This window comes from Actinoplanes sp. NPDC051633 (genome assembly GCF_040681735.1).
In the GTDB taxonomy this organism is placed as follows: Bacteria; Actinomycetota; Actinomycetes; order Mycobacteriales; family Micromonosporaceae; genus Actinoplanes.
Genome location: NZ_JBFAZH010000293.1, coordinates 1 through 7595, shown reverse-complemented (window position 1 = coordinate 7595; position 7595 = coordinate 1). Strand labels below are relative to the sequence as shown.

General features: G+C 70.2%; 8 protein-coding genes. 1 reads left to right on the top strand and 7 read right to left on the bottom strand.

The features are described from left to right. Positions 1-324: 324 nt before the first annotated feature. On the top strand, positions 325-804 hold the full coding sequence (locus AB0M20_RS18050; RefSeq protein WP_364299446.1) for a nitroreductase/quinone reductase family protein: 480 nt from the start codon (positions 325-327) through the stop codon (positions 802-804). On the opposite strand, the gene AB0M20_RS18045 is transcribed toward AB0M20_RS18050, so the two are convergent. The 7 genes from AB0M20_RS18045 to ald form a co-directional block, all read right to left on the bottom strand. Continuing rightward, positions 801-1544 carry a pseudouridine synthase gene (locus tag AB0M20_RS18045; protein WP_364299444.1) on the bottom strand — a complete coding sequence of 248 codons (744 nt, stop codon included), beginning with the start codon at positions 1542-1544 and terminating at the stop codon, positions 801-803. The two genes, AB0M20_RS18050 and AB0M20_RS18045, sit on opposite strands and share 4 nt — an antisense overlap. Beyond that, positions 1528-2667 carry an SMC-Scp complex subunit ScpB gene (gene scpB, locus AB0M20_RS18040; protein ID WP_364299448.1) on the bottom strand — a complete coding sequence of 380 codons (1140 nt, stop codon included), beginning with the start codon at positions 2665-2667 and terminating at the stop codon, positions 1528-1530. The genes AB0M20_RS18045 and scpB overlap by 17 nt, the downstream gene beginning before the upstream one ends. Then, positions 2661-3767 carry a segregation/condensation protein A gene (locus AB0M20_RS18035; protein ID WP_364299442.1) on the bottom strand — a complete coding sequence of 369 codons (1107 nt, stop codon included), beginning with the start codon at positions 3765-3767 and terminating at the stop codon, positions 2661-2663. The genes scpB and AB0M20_RS18035 overlap by 7 nt, the downstream gene beginning before the upstream one ends. 83 nt (positions 3768-3850) lie before the next feature. Then, positions 3851-4528, bottom strand: coding sequence for a hypothetical protein (locus AB0M20_RS18030; protein ID WP_364299440.1), 678 nt, complete (start codon positions 4526-4528; stop codon positions 3851-3853). Then, the gene (locus tag AB0M20_RS18025; protein WP_364299438.1) at positions 4529-5458 is read right to left on the bottom strand and encodes an AAA family ATPase; all 930 of its coding nucleotides are present in this window, start codon (positions 5456-5458) and stop codon (positions 4529-4531) included. It abuts the gene before it with no gap. Positions 5459-5545: 87 nt separating this feature from the next. Beyond that, positions 5546-6433: a site-specific tyrosine recombinase XerD gene (gene xerD, locus AB0M20_RS18020; RefSeq protein ID WP_364299436.1), complete on the bottom strand. Its 888-nt coding sequence runs from the start codon at positions 6431-6433 to the stop codon at positions 5546-5548. Further along, the gene (ald, locus tag AB0M20_RS18015; RefSeq protein WP_364299434.1) at positions 6417-7532 is read right to left on the bottom strand and encodes an alanine dehydrogenase; all 1116 of its coding nucleotides are present in this window, start codon (positions 7530-7532) and stop codon (positions 6417-6419) included. Before ald ends, xerD begins: the two co-directional genes overlap by 17 nt. Between the last annotated feature and the right edge of the window lie 63 nt (positions 7533-7595).

The window sequence follows — 7595 nt, the reverse complement described above, 5'->3', positions numbered from 1 at the left end:
GCTATCCTTGAAGTGAAAGGGTTTAGAGCGTTTTTTATGCGTGAAAATAATTTTTGACATAAAAAAACCCCAGTAGTATGATTAAAGCGTCTACTCAATAAAAAACTACTGGAGGTGAGGACGCACCCCCCTTCTGATCAGGAAACTGATCGCCGCCGCCGCAATCACTGGTCGGCTTGGGTCGGCCGGGTGAAGAACGGCAGGGAGATCGTGGAAATCCTGGAGGCTTAAGGGCGACACCCAGAGGTCCTCCTGTGCGGCGAGATCCCCGGTACGGCAGCGGAGTGGTTCGCATGGTGCATCGTCCGGCCCGATACTGATCCGATGTCGCGATATTCGACGCTGCTGCGGCGGCTCGGCACCAAGCCCTGGTTCGCCACCACGGGCCGGCTGCTGACGCCGGTCGACCGGCGCCTCCATCAACTCACCGGCGGGCGCTGGTCGGTGATCGGCCGCAAGCAGCTGCCGTCCCTGCTGATCACCACGACCGGCCGGAAGTCCGGTCTGCCCCGCACACAGCCGCTGCTCTACCTGATCGACGGCGACGCGTACGTGGTCATCGGCTCCAACTGGGGCCAGTCCCACCACCCCGCGTGGACGGCGAACCTGCTCGCGCACCCGGCCGCCCGCCTGACCGTCGACGGTCGCGAGGTCGACGTGCGGGCGTCGCTCACGACCGGGGCCGAGCGCGAGCGACTCTGGCAACTCCTGCTGACGATCTGGCCGGCCTACGCCGCCTACGCCCGGCGCGCCGAGAACCGGGAGATCCGCATCTTCCGGCTCGCGCCGGCGAATACGGCCTAGTCGCCGACGGCCTTGAACAGGGCCGCGATCTCGGCGTTGGAGAGGTGGCGGAAGCCGCCGGGGCGCATGTCGCCCAGCCGGATCGGGCCCACCGCCGTGCGGATCAGGCGCAGCACCGGGTGGCCCACCTCGTCCATCATGCGGCGCACGATGTGCTTACGGCCCTCGTGCAGCACGATCTCGATCTGGGCCACCTTGCCCAGCGTGTCGACCAGGCGGAACGAGTCGACCTTCGCCGGTCCGTCCTCCAGCTCGACGCCCGACTGCAACGCCCGGCCCACCGCGCGGGGGAGCGGGCCCTCGACCTCGGCCAGGTACGTCTTCGACACCCCGTACGACGGGTGCATCAGCTTGTGCGCGAGCGCGCCGTCGTTGGTGAGCAGCAGCAGGCCCTCGCTGTCGGCGTCGAGCCGGCCGACGTGGAACACCCGCTGCTCGAAGGTGTTCAGGAAGTCGGCCAGCTCGGTGCGGCCCTTCTCGTCGTCCATCGACGCGACGACCCCGCGCGGCTTGTTCATCGCCAGGTAGACCAGCTTGGTGTCGGTGATCACCCGCTGGCCGTCCACGTGGATCTCGGCGGTCGCCGGGTCGACCTTGTCGCCCAGCTTCGCGATCTTGCCGTTCACGGTGACGCGGCGGCGGAAGATCAGGTCTTCGCAGGCGCGGCGGGATCCCACACCGGCGGACGCCAGCACCTTCTGCAGGCGCTCAGCGGTGACCGGTTCAGCCTGGTGAGGCATCAAGCACTTCTTCCACGTCGTCGGGCAGGAACGGCGCCAGCGGGGGGAGCTGGTCGACCGAGTCGAGGCCCAGTTTCTCGAGGAAGAGACCGGTGGTCCGGTACAGGTGAGCGCCGGACTCGGGCTCGGTGCCGCACTCCTCGATCAGGCCGCGCGTAGCAAGGGTACGCATCACGCCGTCACAGTTCACACCCCGGATGGCCGAGATGCGCGAGCGGGTCACCGGCTGCTTGTAGGCGACCACCGCCAGGGTCTCGAGCGCGGCCTGCGTCAGCCGCACCGATTGCCCGTCGAGGACGAACCTCTCCACGTACGCGGCGTACTCCGGCCTGGTGTAGAGCCGCCACCCGCCGGCGGCCCGCCGCAGGTCGAAGCCGTGCCCCGCCGCGGTGTAGCGGGCCGAGATGTCCTCGAGCATCGCGCCGACCCGCTCGGGCGGCTGCTCGACGATCTGGGCGAGTTGCAGCTCCGCGACCGGTTCGTCCACGACCAGCAGGATCGCCTCGAGCGCGGCCCGCAACTCGCCGTCATCCATGGGGGTGACCTGAGCGGGGATCAAAGGCGATTCGCCGGGTACGCGCTCAGCGCGCGATTCCGGCTCGGGTTCCCGTTCCGGCTGCTCTTCCGCCGGCTCGTCGGCCTGTGTCTCGTCGGCCTGGGCTTCGTCGGTGGCCGGCAACTCGTAGAACGGCAGGTCGACCTCGCCGTCGTCGCTCACGTCGTCGTCGGCCGCCAGGTCGAAGACGTCGCCGGCGTCGTCACCGTCCGGGGGCAGCGGCGCGTCGACCGGCAGGCCCTCCTCACCCGGCTCGTCCTCGGCCTGCTCGATCGAGGCGGGCACCTCGATCTCGGGGTCCATCACGGCCGGCTCTTGCCCCGGCACCTCGACCGGAGCGTCAACCGTGCCGCGCTCGTCAGCCTCCCCGGGGATCGGCTCGATCTCACCCTGCTCGAACGGCTCGCCGTCGCTGTCGTCGTCTCCGTCGGCGGCCTCGGCGGCCTCATGCTCGGCCATCGCCCGCGCCTGGAAGTCACGGTCGGGCGTGCGCGGTGCCCGCTCCCACGGCGGCACCCAGGACGCGGCCTGCGAGGCCAGGGATTCGGGTCGCTCGTCGCTCACGATTGCTCCTCATCCGGCATTTCCGGTTCTGGGGAAGTATCCGAGGCCAGCGCGGCGGCGACGCCACCGGCCAGGGCCGCTATGTCCTCGTCGGTCACTGACTCCGCCGGCCGTTCCTCCGGCTGTGCCGCCGCCGGGTTGCCCTCGTAGTCGTCGATGTCCAGCTCCGCGTCGGCCGCCTCGCCGCCGACCCAGCGGACCGTCAGCTCGTCCAGCGACACCGGCTGCTCGAACTCCACCAGGCCCTCCCGGTAGAGCTCCAGCAGTGCCAGGAAGCGGGCCACCACTTCGAGGGTGTTCTCGCAGTCGGCGACCAGCAGGCTGAACGTCGCCGAGCCGGCCCTGCGCAGCCGGTCGCGCAGCAGCGTGGCGTGCTCGCGGACGCTGACCCGCACCTGGTGGATGTGTGCGATCGACACCTCGGGCGGGCCCGGCTTCGGCTGGAACTGCTTCAGTGCGAGCTTGAAGAGGCGTTCCGCGCCGATGCCCAGGACCAGCTCCGGCAGCGCCTCGGCGTACCTCGGCTCCATCGCCACCGCGCGCGGCCACCGCCTCGCCCCCAGCATCTCCAGCTCGGACAGGTGCGAGGCCGCCTCCTTGAAGGCCTTGTACTGCAGCAGGCGGGCGAAGAGCAGGTCGCGGGCCTCCAGCAGGGCCAGGTCCTCCTCGTCCTCGACCTCGGCGGCGGGCAGGAGGCGGGCCGCCTTCAGGTCCAGCAGGGTCGCCGCGACCAGGAGGAACTCGCTGGCCTCGCCCAGGTCCCAGTCGTCGCCCATGCCGCGGATGTAGGCGATGAAGTCGTCGGTGACCTGGTGCAGCGCGACCTCGGTGACGTCGAGCTTGTGCTTGCCGATCAGCTGAAGCAGCAGGTCGAAGGGGCCGGTGAAGTTGGTCAGCCGCACGGTGAACTTGCCGGAGTCGGCCTCGGCCGCCGCTGCGTCGGGCGCCGAGCCGTCAGGGGGCGGGGCGTCGGCGGACGGCGCGGCGTCCGGCGAGGGCAGGGTGACCGGAGGCGGTGAGGCGTCCGGGGTCGAGGCGGCGGCTGGGTCGGATGGCACGTGCTGACCGTAGACCACGGGTCCGGCCACCTGGTCAAGGCTCACGTGCTCACCCCCGTACCCGCGTCGTTGAAGTGCCCTTGATCACCTCAACGCCGCACAAACGCCGAGGTGACTGGTGCGGGCGATCATCCCCAGATCTGCATGAAGATGCCGCCGAGCAGGTCGATCGGCACCAGCAGCAGCGGATAACTCAGCGGGAAGAAGCAGCACACCAGGAGCACCACGACGCCGAGGTTCTTCTCCTGGAACCACAGGCGGTAACCCTGCATGCCGCGGCCGGGGTTGCGCTGCGCCGACCAGAGCAGGCCGAAGCCGTCCAGCGGCGGGATCGGCAGCAGCGAGAGCAGGCCGAAGCCGAGCAGGCCGACCGCGATCGACAGCAGCAGCTGCACGTCGAAGGTCGCCTCGAACTGCCCCCGCAACACGTCGGACGGGCTGAGGAAGGAGAAGGCGGCGTCGTCGTAGCCGTAGAATAGCCGGAAGGCGAGAAAGACGACCTGAGCAGCCACGATGGTGAAGATCGGGCCGGCCGCGAAGACCAGCGCGGCGCGTCCCCGGCCGCGCCACCGCGGCACCTCGTCCACGTCGATGATCTTTCCCCAGCCGGCGCCGCCGACGGCCGCGGCCACCGCGCCGAACGCGTCGACGTCCTCACGCAGGCGCGGCCGCACCGAGTCGTGACGGTCGGTGAGGCCCGCCCACTTGCCCATGAGGCGGATGGCCACCGCACGCAGCAGCAACGCGAGCACGAATCCGATGAGGAGTCCGGCGAACGCCGCCGGCTGACCGAGCGCGAACAGCAACTACCGGTCATCCCTCGCGGCGATGAGCTCGCGGGCGAGCTGGCGGTAGTTGCGCGCGCCGGAGGACGCCGGGTCGAGCGACGTGATCGGTGCGCCCGCGACCGTGCTCTCCGGGAACTTCACCGTCTTGGTGATCACGGTCTGGTAGACCTTGTCGCCGAACGCCTCGACCACCCGCTGCAGCACCTGGCGGCAGTGCGTGGTGCGGCTGTCGTACATGGTCGCCAGGATGCCCTCGAGCTCGAGGTCGAAGTTGAGGCGCTCGCGAACCTTGTCGATCGTGTCCAGCAGCAGCGCCACACCGCGCAGCGAGAAGAACTCGCACTCCAGCGGGATGAGCACGCCGTGCGCGACGGTCAGCGCGTTGATCGCCAGCAGGCCCAGCGAGGGCTGGCAGTCGATCAGGATGAAGTCGTACTCCTTGCGGACCGTACGCAGCACCCGGGCCAGCGCCATCTCCCGCGCGACCTCGTTGACCAGCTGTATCTCGGCGGCCGACAGGTCGATGTTGGCCGGCAGCAGGTGCAGGCCCTGCACGTCGGTCTTGATGATCACGTCCTCGGCCGTGACATCGTCCTGCATCAGCAGGTTGTAGATGCTGAGGTCGAGGTTGTGCGGGTTGACGCCGAGGCCGACCGAGCAGGCGCCCTGCGGGTCGAAGTCGACGAGCAGCACCTTGCGGCCGTACTCCGCGAGCGAGGCGCCCAGGTTGATCGTGGTGGTCGTCTTGCCGACGCCACCTTTCTGGTTCGCCAGCGCGATGATCCGGGCCGGGCCGTGCCGGTCGGTGGGCATCGGCTCGGGGATGGGCCGCCGCATCGTGTACGCCGTCGGATCGGCCGGGCCCAGGTCGGCGCCGAGGTTGATCGAGCTCTGCTGCTCCCGGAGCGCCGAGGTCCAGGCCTCCGCCTGATCGCTGCCGCCTGCCATGCGCTCGCCCCCTCCCGACTCGCGCCGACTCTACGCCAAGCGCACCCTCGGTCCCGGGTCAATCATCGGCGTGTCGTCGATCCCTCTTCAGCGTGCCCGGGGGTGGGAAGTGGCGTAGACCTCGCGGAGGCGTTCCACAGTGACCAAGGTGTAGACCTGCGTCGTGGTCACCGAGGCGTGGCCGAGCAGCTCCTGGACGACGCGGACGTCGGCGCCGCCGTCGAGCAGGTGGGTGGCGTACGAGTGCCGCAGCGTGTGCGGGGAGACGTCCACCGTGATTCCCGCCACGGCCGCGGCCCGCTGCAGGATGGTCCACGCCGACTGCCGCGACAGCTGCCCGCCGCGGGCGTTGAGGAAGACCGACGGCGTGCCCTTCCCCCCGGCGGCCAGGGCCGGGCGGGCACGCACCAGGTAGGCGTCGAGCGCTGCGCGCGCGAACCGGCCCAGGGGTACGAACCGGGTCCGGCCGCCTTTGCCGTGCAGCACGACCGACTCCTCCGCCAGGTCGTCCACGGCCATGCCGACGGCCTCCGAGATGCGCGCCCCGGTGCCGTAGAGGAACTCCAGCAGCGCCCTGTCCCGCAGCACCAGCGCGTCGTCGCCGGCGGGCGCGGCCAGCAGGCGCTCAACCTGGTCGAGGTCGAGCGCCTTGGGTAGCCGCTTCGGTGGCGCGGGCGGCTTGACGTCGCGGCTGACGTCGTCGGTGACCAGGCCCTCGCGGGCGGCGAAACGGTGCAGCCCGCGGACCGCGCTCATCGCCCGCGCGGCGCTCGCCGCGGAGAGACCGTCCGCGCGCAACGCGGCGAGGTGCTCGGCCAGGTCGTTCGCCGTGACCTCGGCCAGGCTGCGCTCGCCCAGGAACTCCGCATAGCGGTCGAGGTCGCGGCGGTAGGAGGACAGCGTGTTGCGGGACAACCCCCGCTCGACGCCGAGGTGGTCCAGATAGGTGCGGATCGCCCTAGCCGAGGACGTCATTCAGGCTGAGTGTCGACATGCCGTGCGCCTCCGCGACCGGGCCGTAGGTGACGTGCCCGTCGTGGGTGTTCAGACCCAGGGCGAGGGCGGGGTCGCGCCGGACGGCGTCGCGCCAGCCGCGGTTGGCCAGCTCCAGCGCGTACGGCAGGGTGACGTTGGTCAGCGCGTACGTGCTGGTGTGCGGCACGGCGCCGGGCATGTTCGCGACGCAGTAGAACATCGAGTTGTGCACCTGGTAGACGGGGTCGGCGTGCGTGGTCGGCCGCGAGTCCTCGAAGCAGCCGCCCTGGTCGATCGAGATGTCGACCAGCACGCTGCCCGGCTTCATCCGCGACACCAGCTCGTTCGGCACCAGGTTGGGCGCTTTCGCTCCCGGCACCAGGACCGCGCCGATCACCAGGTCGGCGTCGAGCACCGCCTTCTCGATCTCGTACGCGTTCGAGGCGATGGTCTGCAGGTGGCCGCGGTAGTCGGCGTCGGCGGCGCGCAGCCGGGCGATGTTCTTGTCCAGCACCAGCACCTCGGCCTGCATGCCGAGGGCGATGGCGGCGGCGTTCATGCCGGAGACGCCGGCGCCGATCACCACGGTCTTGGCCGCGTAGACGCCGGGGACGCCGCCCATCAGGACGCCGCGGCCGCCGCCCGAGGCCATCAGGTGGTAGGCGCCGACCTGCGGGGCGAGCCGGCCGGCCACCTCGGACATCGGGGCGAGCAGCGGCAGCGAGCGGTCGGGCAGCTCGACGGTCTCGTACGCGATGCCGGTGACCTTGCGGTCCAGCAGCGCGTCGGTGCACTCCTTCGACGCGGCGAGGTGCAGGTACGTGAACAGCACCTGGCCGGGCCGCATCCGCGAATACTCCTCCGCGATCGGCTCCTTGACCTTGAGGATCAGGTCGGCGGTGCCCCAGACGTCGTCCGCGCCGGGCAGGATCGTCGCGCCGGCGGCAACGAAGTCCTCGTCCAGGATCGATGAGCCCGCGCCCGCCCCGGCCTGCACGAAGACCTCGTGCCCGGCCCGCGCGAATTCGAAGACCCCGGCCGGCGTGATCGCCACCCGGAACTCGTTGTTCTTGATCTCGCTGGGAATGCCGACCTTCACGACCGGTACCGTCCTCTCCGCAGATCCTGGCTGCGCAAAGGCGCGCGGCTCCGCGGAGAGGAC